The 12,966-nt window shown below is 70.9% G+C and carries 11 protein-coding genes; 4 read left to right on the top strand and 7 right to left on the bottom strand.

Features of this window, described 5'->3' with window-relative positions:
* Window positions 1-23: 23 nt before the first annotated feature.
* Both dxs and B1H19_RS30500 read left to right on the top strand, forming a co-directional pair.
* Entirely contained in the window at window positions 24-1,967 is a 1,944-nt protein-coding gene (gene dxs / locus B1H19_RS30495; RefSeq protein WP_083107925.1) for a 1-deoxy-D-xylulose-5-phosphate synthase, read from the top strand.
* A gap of 246 nt (window positions 1,968-2,213) precedes the next feature.
* Window positions 2,214-3,713, top strand: coding sequence for an amino acid permease (locus B1H19_RS30500; RefSeq protein ID WP_107426183.1), 1,500 nt, complete (start codon window positions 2,214-2,216; stop codon window positions 3,711-3,713).
* Window positions 3,714-3,776: 63 nt separating this feature from the next.
* On the opposite strand, the gene B1H19_RS30505 is transcribed toward B1H19_RS30500, so the two are convergent.
* From B1H19_RS30505 to B1H19_RS30520, 4 genes are all read right to left on the bottom strand, one after another.
* The gene (locus tag B1H19_RS30505; protein WP_083107927.1) at window positions 3,777-4,169 is read right to left on the bottom strand and encodes a PIN domain-containing protein; all 393 of its coding nucleotides are present in this window, start codon (window positions 4,167-4,169) and stop codon (window positions 3,777-3,779) included.
* A gap of 107 nt (window positions 4,170-4,276) precedes the next feature.
* Complete coding sequence (locus B1H19_RS30510) at window positions 4,277-6,406, bottom strand: 3-hydroxyacyl-CoA dehydrogenase NAD-binding domain-containing protein (protein ID WP_083107928.1); 2,130 nt, start codon at window positions 6,404-6,406, stop codon at window positions 4,277-4,279.
* Window positions 6,403-7,629: a thiolase family protein gene (locus B1H19_RS30515; RefSeq protein WP_083107929.1), complete on the bottom strand. Its 1,227-nt coding sequence runs from the start codon at window positions 7,627-7,629 to the stop codon at window positions 6,403-6,405. The genes B1H19_RS30510 and B1H19_RS30515 overlap by 4 nt, the downstream gene beginning before the upstream one ends.
* A 226-nt stretch (window positions 7,630-7,855) precedes the next feature.
* The gene (locus B1H19_RS30520; protein WP_083107930.1) at window positions 7,856-9,130 is read right to left on the bottom strand and encodes an HRDC domain-containing protein; all 1,275 of its coding nucleotides are present in this window, start codon (window positions 9,128-9,130) and stop codon (window positions 7,856-7,858) included.
* A gap of 227 nt (window positions 9,131-9,357) precedes the next feature.
* Between B1H19_RS30520 and B1H19_RS30525 the strand changes: the two genes are divergently transcribed.
* Window positions 9,358-9,648, top strand: coding sequence for a hypothetical protein (locus B1H19_RS30525; protein WP_083107931.1), 291 nt, complete (start codon window positions 9,358-9,360; stop codon window positions 9,646-9,648).
* Between the two features lie 103 nt (window positions 9,649-9,751).
* On the opposite strand, the gene B1H19_RS30530 is transcribed toward B1H19_RS30525, so the two are convergent.
* From B1H19_RS30530 to B1H19_RS30540, 3 genes are all read right to left on the bottom strand, one after another.
* Window positions 9,752-9,985 carry a hypothetical protein gene (locus tag B1H19_RS30530; RefSeq protein ID WP_162500692.1) on the bottom strand — a complete coding sequence of 78 codons (234 nt, stop codon included), beginning with the start codon at window positions 9,983-9,985 and terminating at the stop codon, window positions 9,752-9,754.
* Window positions 9,986-10,138: 153 nt separating this feature from the next.
* Entirely contained in the window at window positions 10,139-10,801 is a 663-nt protein-coding gene (locus B1H19_RS30535) for a response regulator transcription factor (RefSeq protein ID WP_016573641.1), read from the bottom strand.
* Window positions 10,802-11,081: 280 nt separating this feature from the next.
* Entirely contained in the window at window positions 11,082-11,738 is a 657-nt protein-coding gene (locus tag B1H19_RS30540; RefSeq protein ID WP_083107933.1) for a DUF3000 domain-containing protein, read from the bottom strand.
* Between the two features lie 146 nt (window positions 11,739-11,884).
* Between B1H19_RS30540 and hemE the strand changes: the two genes are divergently transcribed.
* The gene (gene hemE / locus B1H19_RS30545) at window positions 11,885-12,961 is read left to right on the top strand and encodes a uroporphyrinogen decarboxylase (RefSeq protein ID WP_083107934.1); all 1,077 of its coding nucleotides are present in this window, start codon (window positions 11,885-11,887) and stop codon (window positions 12,959-12,961) included.
* Window positions 12,962-12,966: the final 5 nt, after the last annotated feature.

Consider the following 12,966-nt stretch of genomic DNA (forward strand, 5'->3'; position numbering starts at 1 on the left):
GCACAAGCAGCAAGGAGGCAGGGGTGGCGTTGCTTTCCCGTATCAGGGGACCGCGCGATCTGGACCGGCTGGAGCCGGAGCAGCTTGAGCAGCTGGCGGGGGAGATCCGCACCTTCCTCGTCGACGCGGTGTCCAAGACCGGCGGACACCTCGGGCCGAACCTCGGTGTGGTCGAGCTGACCATCGCCCTGCACCGTGTCTTCCACTCCCCGAAGGACAAGGTCCTCTTCGACACGGGCCACCAGTCCTACGTCCACAAGCTGCTCACCGGCCGCCAGGACTTCACCGGGCTCCGGGCCAAGGGCGGCCTGTCCGGCTATCCCTCCCGCGCCGAGTCGCCGCACGACATCATCGAGAACAGCCACGCCTCCACGGTGCTGGGCTGGGCCGACGGCCTCGCCAAGGCCAACGAGGTGCGCGGGACGGACGACCATGTCGTCGCCGTGATCGGTGACGGCGCGCTGACCGGCGGTATGGCCTGGGAGGCGCTCAACAACATCGCCGCCGCCAAGGACCGCCCGCTCGTCATCGTCGTCAACGACAACGAGCGCTCCTACGCCCCCACCATCGGCGGCCTCGCCAACCACCTCGCCACCCTGCGCACCACGGACGGCTACGAGCGCTTCCTGGCCCGCGGCAAGGACCTCCTGGAGCGCACGCCCGTCGTCGGCAAGCCGCTGTACGAGACGCTGCACGGCGCCAAGAAGGGCCTGAAGGACTTCATCGCGCCGCAGGGCATGTTCGAGGACCTGGGCCTGAAGTACGTCGGCCCGATCGACGGCCATGACATCGAGGCCCTGGAGTCCGCGCTGGCCCGCGCCAAGCGCTTCGGCGGCCCGGTCATCGTGCACTGCCTCACCGAGAAGGGCCGCGGCTACAAGCCCGCCGAGCAGGACGAGGCCGACCGCTTCCACGGCATCGGCCCGATCCACCCGGACACCGGCCTGCCGGTCAAGACCGCGGCCGCCAGCTGGACCTCCGTCTTCGGCGACGAGATGGTCAAGCTCGGCCGGGAGCGGGATGACATCGTCGCGATCACCGCGGCCATGCTCCAGCCCGTCGGCCTGAAGAAGTTCGCCGAGGCGTTCCCGGACCGTATCTACGACGTCGGCATCGCCGAGCAGCACGCCGCCACCTCGGCCGCGGGCCTGGCCACCGGCGGCGTCCATCCGGTCTTCGCGGTCTACGCCACCTTCCTCAACCGCGCCTTCGACCAGGTCCTGATGGACGTCGCGCTGCACAGGTGCGGGGTCACCTTCGTCCTGGACCGCGCCGGTGTCACCGGCGACGACGGCGCCTCGCACAACGGCATGTGGGACATGTCGATGCTCCAGGTCGTACCCACGCTGCGGCTCGCCGCGCCGCGCGACGCCGAGCAGCTGCGCGCCCAGCTGCGCGAGGCCGTCGAGGTCAAGGACGCGCCGACCGTACTGCGCTACTCCAAGGGCGTCGTCGGACCGGCCGTGCCCGCCGTCGGCACGGTGGGCGGCATGGACGTGCTGCGCGAGAGCACGGCCGGCAAGCCCGATGTGCTGGTGGTCTCGGTGGGTGCGCTCGCACCGATGTGCCTGGAGATCGCCGATCTCCTCGACAAGCAGGGCATCTCCACCACCGTCGTCGACCCGCGCTGGGTCAAGCCGGTCGACGCGGCGCTGCCGGAGCTCGCCGCCCGGCACCGCGTCGTGGTCACCGTCGAGGACAACATCCGCTCCGGCGGCGTCGGTTCGGCGATCGCGCAGGCGCTGCGGGACGCCGGGGTGGACCTGCCGCTGCGTGACTTCGGCATCCCCGAGAAGTTCCTCGACCACGCCTCCCGCAAGGAGGTCATGGCCGAGATCGGGCTCACCGCTCCGGACATCGCCCGCCAGGTGACGGGCCTTGTCGCCCGCCTCGACAACCGCGGCGGCGAGGACGCGGAGCCGGTGGAGACCGCCGACGGCCGGGCCGCCGAGGTGGCCCGCGACTGAGCGGACGCACGGCACCGTGATGGGCCGGCCGGCCACCCGTACGGGTGTTCCGGCCGGCCCGTCTGCATATCCGCGCTCACACCTCATCGGGTGAATCGCCGTCGCCCGAAGGCCCGCCGACACTGACTGTTTCTCTCCATTGCGGAGACTCGGTCAGTTCAGGAGAGTTGCGAGGGTCGTCCAGGCGGAGGTGCGCCCATGAGCACACAGCACGGCACAGGGAAAGTTTCACGCCGCGATCGCGGCATGTTCCGGACGAAGACTGTGGAGCAGTCGATCCAGGACACCGAGGAGCCGGAGCACTCGCTCAAGAAGTCCCTTTCCGCGCTCGACCTGACCGTCTTCGGCGTCGGTGTCGTCATCGGAACCGGCATTTTCGTTCTCACCGGAAAGATCGCCAAGGAGCAGGCGGGCCCCGCCGTGGCGATCTCCTTCGTCGTCGCGGGCGTGGTCTGCGCGCTGGCGGCGCTGTGCTACGCGGAATTCGCCTCCACCGTGCCGGTCGCCGGCTCCGCCTACACCTTCTCCTACGCGTCCCTCGGTGAGCTCCCCGCCTGGATCATCGGCTGGGACCTGATCCTCGAACTCGCCCTGGGCTGTGCGGTGGTGGCCGTCGGCTGGTCCGGCTATATCCGCTCGCTGATGGACACCGCCGGCTGGCATCTGCCCCCGGGACTGTCCGGCACCCATGGGGGCCATTTCGGCTTCGACCTCCTGGCCTGCGTCCTCGTCCTGGTCCTGACCGGTGTCCTGGTGCTCGGGATGAAGCTGTCGTCGCGGGTGACGGCGGTGATCGTCGGCATCAAGGTCACCGTCGTCCTGCTGGTCATCATCGCCGGTGCCTTCTTCATCAGCGGCGCCAACTACCACCCGTTCGTACCGCCGAGCCGGCCGACCGCGGGCGGCGGCGGACTGTCCGCGCCGCTGGCCGAGCTGATGTTCGGCTTCACCCCGTCCAACTTCGGCGTCATGGGCATCTTCGCCGCCGCCGCCGTGGTCTTCTTCGCCTTCATCGGATTCGACATCGTGGCCACCGCGGCCGAGGAGACCCGCCATCCGCAGCGCGACGTCCCGCGCGGCATCCTCGGCTCCCTCGCCATCTGCACACTGCTCTACGTCGCCGTCTCCGTCGTCGTCACCGGCATGGAGAAGTACAGCAGGCTCTCCACGGACGCCCCGCTCGCCGACGCCTTCAAGGACCTGGGGCATCCCTTCTTCGCGGACATCATCAGCTTCGGCGCGGCCGTCGGCCTGACCTCGGTGTGCATGATCCTGCTGCTGGGCCAGAGCCGGGTGTTCTTCGCGATGAGCCGCGACGGTCTGATGCCGCGGATCTTCTCCCGCTCGCACCCCCGCTTCGGCACGCCGTACCGGGCGACGATCCTGCTCGGCGTCGTCGTCGCCGTCGCCTCCGGCTTCACCTCGATCGATGTGCTCGCCGAACTGGTCAACATCGGCACGCTGTTCGCGTTCGTGGTCGTGGCCCTCGGCGTGATCATCCTGCGCCGCTCCCGGCCCGACCTGCCCCGCACCTTCCGCACGCCCCTGGTCCCGCTCGTCCCGATCCTGTCCGTGCTCGCCTCGGTGTGGCTGATGCTCAATCTGCCCGCCGAAACCTGGGTGCGGTTCGCGATCTGGATGGTGGTCGGCTTCGGCGTCTACTTCGTCTACGGGCGCGGGCACAGCCGCCTGGGCCTTCGCGTACGGCAGCGGGACGGCGAGGGGGCGGCCGGCACCCAGCCGTGACGTCACGCAGATGACGGCGCCTCGCGGCGCACGGGCCCGTACGGCCGGCCGTACGGGCCTTCGTCATGTCCGGCCGCCGCCGCCCGGCCGCACGGCGCGCGGCCCGGTCACCCGCGCCCCCAGGGCCTCCACCCGCCGGCGCAGTTCCCGGTCCGCGGTGACCACCAGGCAGTCCCGCCCGTCGCCCCGCTGCGCCACCAGCTCCACGATCCGGTCGTCCCCGCTGCCGGCCGCCGACTCCACCCGTACGCCCTCGACGGACGCCACCCCGCGCGCCGCGCCCTCGACGACCAGCACCAGCTCCAGCGGCGGCGCCACCAGCCCGGGGAGCCCCTGTGCGGCATACGGCGGCAGCGCATCGCGCAACCGCTCCGCCGCCCCGCGCCGGTCCCGCCACCAGCCGTCCGGCACCGAGCCGACCACATTCGCGGCATCGACAACGACCAAGGAATCCATGCCGCCACCCTCCCACGTCCCGGCCGCGGCCCCCCCCGCCCCGTAACGCACCGATGCGCGGGCCGCCCCCGTCGGGCCGACCCGCGCATCTCAGGCGCTGCGCGCCGTTACGCGGGAACGCTCGCGATCCCCGGGGCCAGGAACTTCTTGCCCGTGACCCGCTCGGAGACGCCCTCGCGGTCCAGGTACGGCGTGATGCCGCCCAGGTGGAAGGGCCAGCCGGCGCCGGTGATCAGGCACAGGTCGATGTCCTGCGCCTCGGCGACCACGCCCTCGTCCAGCATCAGGCCGATCTCCTGCGCGACGGCGTCCAGGACGCGGTCGCGGACCTGCTGCTCGGTCAGCACGGTGTCGCCCTGCTTGAGCAGCGCGGCGACCTCCGGGTCCAGCTCCGGCTTGCCGGAGTCGTAGACGTAGAAGCCGCGCTTGCCGGCCTCGACGACGGCCTTGAGGTTCGGGGAGACCGTGAAGCGGTCCGGGAAGGCGCCGTTCAGGGTCTCGGAGACGTGCAGACCGATCGCCGGGCCGACCAGCTCCAGCAGCACCAGCGGGGACATCGGCAGACCGAGCGGCTCGATGGCCTTCTCCGCGGTCTCGACCGGGGTGCCCTCGTCGATGACGTTCTGGATTTCGCCCATGAAGCGGGTCAGGATGCGGTTGACGACGAACGCCGGGGCGTCCTTCGTCAGCACCGCGGTCTTCTTCAGCTTCTTGGCGACACCGAAGGCGGTGGCCAGCGAGGCGTCGTCCGTCTTCTCGGCGCGCACGATCTCCAGCAGCGGCAGGATCGCGACCGGGTTGAAGAAGTGGAAGCCCACGACCCGCTCGGGGTGCTTGAGCTTGGACGCCATCTCGGTGACCGACAGCGAGGAGGTGTTGGTGGCGAGGATCGCATGCGCCGGCGCGACGGCCTCGACCTCGGCGAACACCTGCTGCTTGACGCCGATCTCCTCGAAGACGGCCTCGATGATGAAGTCCGCGTCGGCGAAGCCCTCGGCCTTGTCCAGCACACCGGACACCAGCGCCTTGAGGCGGTTGGCCTTGTCCTGGTTGATCCGGCCCTTGCCGAGCAGCTTGTCGATCTCGGCGTGGACGTAGCCGACGCCCTTGTCGATGCGCTCCTGGTCGATGTCGGTCAGCACGACCGGCACCTCCAGGCGGCGCAGGAACAGCAGCGCGAGCTGCGAGGCCATCAGACCGGCGCCGACGACGCCGACCTTGGTGACCGGCCGCGCCAGGTTCTTGTCCGGCGCACCCGCGGGCCGCTTGGCGCGCTTCTGCACCAGGTTGAACGAGTAGATACCGGCGCGCAGTTCACCGCCCATGATCAGGTCGGCGAGCGCCTCGTCCTCGGCGTCGAAACCGGCCTGGAGGTCACCGCTCTTGGCGGCGGCGATGATGTCCAGCGCGCGGTAGGCGGCCGGGGCGGCGCCGTGCACCTTGCCGTCGGCGATGAACCGGCCCTTGGCGACGGCCTGGTCCCAGGCGTCCCCGCGGTCGATCTCGGGACGCTCGACGGTGACGTCGCCCTTGAGGACCTGCGCGGTCCACAGCAGCGACTGCTCCAGGAAGTCCGCACCCTCGAAGAGCGCGTCGGCGATGCCGAGGTCGAAGACCTGCTTGCCCTTGAGCTGCTTGTTCTGGTTGAGGGAGTTCTCGATGATGACCGAGACGGCCTTCTCCGCGCCGATCAGGTTCGGCAGCAGCGCGCAGCCGCCCCAGCCCGGGACCAGACCGAGGAAGACCTCGGGCAGCGAGAAGGCGGGCAGCGCCTTCGAGACGGTGCGGTACGAGCAGTGCAGACCGACCTCGACGCCGCCGCCCATCGCGGCACCGTTGTAGTACGCGAAGGTCGGCACGGCCAGCGCGGACAGCCGCTTGAAGACCTCGTGGCCGCCCTTGCCGATGGCCAGCGCGTCGTCGTGGTTCTTCAGCAGCTCGACGCCCTTGAGGTCGGCGCCGACCGCGAAGATGAACGGCTTGCCCGTCAGGCCCACGCCGACGATCTCGCCGTCCGCGGCCTCCTTCTCGACCTGGTCGATCGCGGCGTTCAGGTTCGCCAGCGAGCCGGGGCCGAAGGTGGTCGGCTTGGTGTGGTCGAAGCCGTTGTCCAGCGTGATCAGCGCGAACCGGCCCGCGCCGTAGGGCAGTTCGAGGTGGCGTACGTGCGCCGAGGTCACGACCTCGTCCGGGAACAGCTCGGCGGCGCCTTTGAGGAGTTCGGTGGTGGTGCTCACTTGTCGCCTCCGGCGTCCTTGTGGTGCGGGTTCTCCCAGATGACCGTGGCGCCCATGCCGAAGCCGACGCACATGGTGGTGAGGCCGTAACGGACCTCCGGCTGCTCCTCGAACTGGCGGGCCAGCTGGGTCATCAGCCGGACGCCGGAGGAGGCCAGCGGGTGACCGAAGGCGATGGCGCCGCCGTACTGGTTGACGCGCTCGTCGTCGTCCGCGATGCCGTAGTGGTCGAGGAAGGCGAGCACCTGCACGGCGAACGCCTCGTTGATCTCGAAGAGGTTGATGTCCTCGATCGAGAGACCGGCCTTGGCCAGGGCCTTCTCCGTCGCCGGGATCGGGCCGTAGCCCATGACCTCCGGCTCGACGCCCGCGAAGGCGTACGACACGAGGCGCATCTTGACCGGGAGGTTGTGCTCCCGGGCGAAGTCCTCGGAGGCGATGATCGAGGCGGTGGCACCGTCGTTGAGACCGGCGGCGTTGCCCGCGGTGACGCGCCCGTGGGTACGGAACGGGGTCTTCAGCCCGGCCAGGTTCTCCAGCGTCGTGCCCGGACGCATCGGCTCGTCCGAGGTGACCAGACCCCAACCGGTCTCGCCCACCTCGGCGTTGGTGTTGCGCACCGAGATCGGGACCAGGTCCTGCTGGATCTTCCCGTTGGCGTACGCCTTCGCCGCCTTCTCCTGCGAGCGCACCGCGTAGGCGTCGGAACGCTCCTTGGTGATCTGCGGGTAGCGGTCGTGGAGGTTCTCCGCGGTCATGCCCATGAACAGGGCCGACTCGTCCACGAGCTTCTCGGAGACGAACCGCGGGTTGGGGTCGACGCCCTCGCCCATGGGGTGACGGCCCATGTGCTCGACGCCGCCCGCGATGACGGCGTCGTACGCGCCGAAGGCGATGGAGCCGGCCGTGGTCGTGACGGCCGTCAGCGCACCGGCACACATACGGTCGATGGAGTAGCCGGGCACGGACTGCGGGAGCCCGGCGAGGATGCCGGCGGTACGGCCCAGGGTCAGGCCCTGGTCGCCGATCTGGGTGGTCGCGGCGATGGCGACCTCGTCGATCTTCGCGGGGTCCAGGTCCGGGTTGCGGCGCAGCAGCTCCCGGATGGCCTTCACGACGAGATCGTCGGCGCGGGTCTCGTGGTAGATGCCCTTCGGGCCCGCCTTGCCGAACGGGGTGCGGACGCCGTCGACGAAGACGACGTCCCTAGCGGTACGAGGCACGTTGGCTCTCCTCCAGGTGCGGGATGGCACTGCTGCGGGGCGCCCCCAGGGACGCTTCACACCCACATGCTACTTACGGGTAACCAAGCTGCACACCCCCATCGCCGACAGCGGCGAACATCACACCCGATGGACGCGTATCGCGCGGTCTGTCCCGACGCGCAACAGGCCCCGGTCGCGTGTCCTCGCACGCGGCCGGGGCCTGTGTGTGGCCGGTTGTCGCTGGTCAGCCGCCGTTCGTCTGCAGCGCTTCGGTGAGGATCGGGGAGACCAGCTCGATCTGCCAGGGCCGGGCGCCGTACCCGGTCAGCACCTCGGTGACGCTCTCGCGGGCGGGCTCGGCCGGCGGCTCCCAGCACAGCCTGCGCACCGTGTCGGGGGTGATCAGATTCTCCTGCGGGAGGTTGAGCTGCTCGGCGAGCGCGGTCACCGCGGCGCGGGCGGCCGTGAGCCGGGCCGCGGCGGCCGGGTCCTTGTCGGCCCAGGAGCGGGGCGGCGGGGGGCCGTTGAGCGGCTGGCCGGGCTGCGGCAGCTCGCTCTCGGGCAGCGCGCGGGCGCGGTCGATCGCGGCCTGCCACTGCTCCAGCTGACGGCGGCCCATACGGTGCCCGAAGCCCGGCAGCGCGGCCAGCGCATGGGCGTTGGGCGGCAGATTCAGCGCCGCCTCCACGATCGCGGCGTCCCCGAGCACCTTGCCCGGTGAGACGTCGCGCCGCTGGGCGACCTGGTCGCGGGCCGTCCACAGCTCCCGTACGACGGCCATCTGGCGGCGCCGGCGCACCTTGTGCATTCCGGACGTACGGCGCCAGGGGTCCTTGCGGGGCGGCGCCGGGGGAGCGGCGGCGATGGCCGCGAACTCCTGCCGGGCCCACTCCAGCTTCCCCTGCCGCTCCAGCTCCTCCTCCAGCGCATCGCGCAGATCCACCAGCAGCTCGACGTCGAGCGCGGCATAGCGCAGCCAGGGGTCGGGCAGCGGGCGGGTGGACCAGTCGACGGCGGAGTGTCCCTTCTCCAGCGCGTAGCCGAGGACGTTCTCGACCATGGCGCCCAGACCGACCCGGGCGAACCCGGCCAGCCGCCCGGCCAGCTCGGTGTCGAACAGCCGGGAGGGGACCATCCCTATGTCCCGCAGGCACGGCAGGTCCTGGGTGGCGGCGTGCAGGACCCACTCGGCCTCGCCGATGGCCGCGCCGAGCGCGGCCAGGTCCGGGCAGCCGACCGGGTCGACCAGGACGCTGCCGGCGCCTTCGCGGCGCAGCTGGACGAGGTAGGCGCGCTGACCGTAGCGGTAGCCGGAGGCGCGCTCGGCGTCGACGGCGACCGGTCCGTGGCCCGCCGCGAAGGCCGCGATGACCTCGGCGAGCGCACCGTCGCTGGCGGTCACCGGGGGAATGCCCTCGCGGGGCTCCAGAAGCGGGACCGGCGCCGGTCGGGTGTCCGGAGGCGAGTCTCCGGAGGCTCGCAGTGAAGTGTCTTCTGCGGTCTTTTGGGCGTCGGTCACCAGTCAAGGGTATCCGTTCGCCCGACCGCCGGACCTGCATCGATCCCAAAATAGGCATCTGACCTGCGAAAACACTTCCTGTCGAGGGCGCTCGACGAAGCCGGGCCGGTGCGCGTCGCGTGTCTGTCTTTCATTCCCCCATGTAGGTGACTGTGGGGATGTGCCCACATACGTAATGTATGCCCGGGTTGCAGGTGGCGACCCGTGGACTGACTGGAGGTACCGCAATGCGGCGCATCACCACGGCTTTCGGGGCGCTCGCCACGGCCGGGATGCTTGCACTGGCTCTCCCTACATCCGCCCATGCGGCGAACGGAACACTGATCGTCAACGGTGTCGAGCACGACAGCCCCAGCGGCTGCTACCCCAGCGGCCAGTGGCCCCTCCGGGTCACCAACAGGACCGACGGGCCCGCCTATGTCATGAGCGGCGCCGACTGCGCGGGGAGCGTCGTGGCGGTGGCCCAGCCGGGGCAGAGCGCGGTTTCCGAGTTCGGCTCCAGCGTCTACATCAGGTGAGGTGGCCGCCGGAGCGGCGAGCACGCTGACAGCTGCGGGGCCCCGTACGCACTTCGCGTACGGGGCCCCTCGTCTGCCCGCTGGTGCCCGCTCCGGTGCCCGCCTACTTCTGGCTGGCCAGGCCGATGATGACGACCAGGACGATCAGGCCGAGCGCGAGGGCGCCGCAGCCGCCGCATCCGCCGCCTCCGCCCCCGTTGATCTGCTGGGCGCCGCCCGGTGGGAGATGCGGATGGCGGCGGGCGTAGTGGTCGACGATCCGCCGTTCCGCCTCGGATTCCGTGAGCCATGGTGTGGTGTAGCGGCACTCGCCGCACGCGTTCCGGAACGTAGCCACAACTCCCCCTATGTGTAAGCCACTTGATTCACCAGAGCAGCACGGGGTGAGTCGATTGGCAAGGGGGGAGCGGGCCGCCGTCGACACGGTGCAGACGCACGACGCCCGTCGAGGGAACGTTCCCTCGACGGGCGCGACGGTCGGGTGCGGCGGTCAGTGGATGATGCCCGTGCGCAGTGCGACGGCCACCATTCCCGCCCGGTCGCCGGTGCCGAGCTTGCGGGCGATGCGGGCGAGATGGCTCTTGACGGTCAGCGCCGAGAGCCCCATTGAGACGCCGATGGCTTTGTTGGACTGGCCCTCCGCAACCAGCCGCAGCACCTCGACCTCGCGGCCCGACAGCTCGCGGTAGCCCCCGGGGTGCCCGGGGGCACCCGGAGGCCGGCGCTGCATACGGGCCGCGTTGGCCCCGATCGGGGCGGCGCCGGGCCGGCCGGGCAGCCCCAGGTTGGTACGGGTTCCGGTGACGACATAGCCCTTGACGCCGCCGGCCAGCGCGTTGCGTACCGCGCCGATGTCATCGGCGGCCGAGAGCGCGAGGCCGTTGGGCCAGCCCGCGGCGCGCGTCTCGGACAGAAGCGTGAGGCCGGAGCCGTCGGGAAGGTGGACGTCGGCAACGCAGATGTCGCGCGGGTTGCCGACGCGGGGACGGGCCTCCGCGATGGACGACGCCTCGATCACGTCGCGCACTCCGAGGGCCCACAGGTGGCGGGTGACGGTGGAACGGACGCGAGGGTCGGCCACGACGACCATGGCCGTCGGCTTGTTCGGGCGGTAGGCGACCAGGCTCGAAGGTTGCTCGAGGAGAACAGACACCGGGCCTCCTGGGGGAGTGGCGGGGACGGAAAGCCGACTGGGGAGAGCCGGAATGATCCGTGTTGGAAGGGTCACTGACCTCTTCGGCAGCAATCCGGCGGGACTTTAGACTTTGATCACGATTTAGTTAGGGGCAATTCGGGCAAATCGGATGGCTGAGCGATCAAGGGCGAACACCGAGTGGACAGCGATTGCGCACCCGCCTACACCAGGGCACGCCAAGACGCCGATCCCGCGCGAACATGATCGGCGGTGTGTAAATCGGCGGTGGTCAGCGCAGTCAGTGCGGCTTCGGCCCCCGGCGCTGCGGCAGCGCCACCACCCCGCCGCGCGGCGCCGGATCGAGGACGGCCGGCGGCAGGCCCGCCACCTGGCACAGCAGATCGCACCAGGCCGCCAGGTGCGCCGCGGTGTCCGGCACCCCGCCCGGCCCCTCTTCCGGCGTCCACGACGCCCGGATCTCGATCTTTGTGTCCGGCTCGCGGGAGGCCAGCCCGCCGAAGTAGTGCGAGGCGGCCCGCGTCACCGTTCCGCTCGGCTCCCCGTAGGGCACCTCGCGCGCCTCCAGCGCACCGGTCAGCCACGACCAGGACACCTCCGGCAGCAGCGGATCGGCGCCCATCTCCGGCTCCAGCTCGGCCCGCGCCAGCGTCACCACCCGGAAGGTGCCCTGCCAGGCATCGTCCCCGGCCGGGTTGTACAGCAGGACCAGCCGCCCATCCGCCAGTTCCGCCGCCTCGCCGTCCGGATCCGCCCCCGGGGCGACGACCGCCGCCTCCAGTGCGTATGCGTAGGGGGCGAGCCGCCTGGGCGCGGGCGTCGGATCGATCTCGATCTCCGGCCGCAGCCGTGCCGCGCGGAGCGCCTCCACCGCCTGACGGAAGGGGATCGGGGTCTCGTCCGCGCTGTCCGCGAGGTGTTCTTGAGCCGCAGCCATGCCCGGAAGATTAGGCGGAACGAGGCGCTCATCCACGGAGGACACCCAATGCGCGCGTCGCCCATTCGGACGTGTGCCCTCGCGCGTCGCGAGGCGCCGGCCACCTCCCGGCAGGGTAAGGGGGCTCTCATGCGAAGATTTGGGGCGTGAGCGCCAACGAATCGCCTGCGGGCCAGCAGCAGACCGGACAGACCGGTACGTACGACTCGGCATTCCTCAAGGCGTGCCGACGCGAGCCGGTGCCGCACACCCCGGTGTGGTTCATGCGGCAGGCCGGGCGCTCGCTGCCCGAGTTCCGCAAGGTGCGCGAGGGCATCCCGATGCTCGAATCCTGTACGCGGCCCGAACTCGTCACCGAGATCACGCTCCAGCCGGTGCGCCGGCACGGCGTGGACGCGGCGGTCTACTACAGCGACATCGTCGTCCCGCTCAAGGCCATCGGTATCGACCTCGACATCAAGCCCGGCATCGGCCCGGTCATCGAGAACCCGATCCGCAGCCGCGCCGACCTGGAGCAGCTGCGCGCCCTGGAGCCCGGCGACGTCTCCTACGTCACTGAGGCCATCGGCATGCTGGTGCGCGAACTGGGCACCACGCCCCTGATCGGCTTCGCCGGCGCCCCCTTCACCCTGGCCAGCTATCTGGTCGAGGGCGGCCCCTCCCGTAACCACGAGCGCACCAAGGCCCTCATGTACGGCGACCCGCAGCTGTGGGCCGACCTGCTGGACCGCCTCTCCGACATCACCACCGCCTTCCTCAAGGTCCAGATCGAGGCGGGGGCGAGCGCCGTCCAGGTCTTCGACTCCTGGGTCGGCGCCCTCGCGCCCGCCGACTACCGCCGCTCGGTGATGCCCGCCTCCGTGAAGGTCTTCGAGGCGGTCGCCCCGTACGGCGTCCCGCGCATCCACTTCGGCGTCGGCACCGGCGAACTCCTCGGCCTGCTCGGCGAGGCCGGTGCGGATGTCGTCGGCGTCGACTGGCGCGTCCCGCTGGACGAGGCGGCCCGCCGCGTCGGCCCCGGCAAGGCGCTCCAGGGCAACATCGACCCGGCCGTCCTCTTCGCGCCCCGCGAGGCCGTCGAGACCAAGGCCCGCGAGGTCCTGGACGCGGCCGCCGGCCTGGAGGGGCATGTCTTCAACCTCGGGCACGGCGTCCTGCCGAACACCGACCCGGATGCACTGACCCGTCTCGTCGCGTACGTGCACGAGCAGACGGCGCGCTGAGCCCG

Origin of the sequence: Streptomyces gilvosporeus (assembly GCF_002082195.1) — a bacterium.
Taxonomy (GTDB): domain Bacteria; phylum Actinomycetota; class Actinomycetes; order Streptomycetales; family Streptomycetaceae; genus Streptomyces; species Streptomyces gilvosporeus.